General features: G+C 50.8%; 1 protein-coding gene. It reads left to right on the top strand.

The window, feature by feature from the left end:
• A partial coding sequence (locus Q4563_RS20265) for a hypothetical protein (RefSeq protein ID WP_303605793.1) occupies positions 1-187 on the top strand: 187 nt, incomplete at its 5' end.
• Between the last annotated feature and the right edge of the window lie 79 nt (positions 188-266).

Below are 266 nucleotides of genomic sequence, written 5' to 3'. Positions count from 1 at the left end.
GGCCAAGCTGGAAACCGCCATGGCAACTCATGACTTCGACTCTACCGAAGCGCACATGAAGTTCTGTGCTGATACGATTTGTGGCCTGATGCTGGAAGTCCGTGGCTTTGCGGATACGTTGGAAACTCTGGTTGCCGACGACATTTGGCCATTACCGAAATACAGCGAAATGCTGTTTATGCGTTAATCGCAGTCAGTTGCTTTAAACGGCGGTATCCAGATGTAGCGCCGGAAACATAAAGCAAACCCAGGCCTCTGGTGATCAC

This window comes from Gilvimarinus sp. 1_MG-2023 (assembly GCF_030548285.1).
Note: the sequence above shows the minus strand (reverse complement) of the source record. Positions and strands in the feature narration are given on the sequence as shown.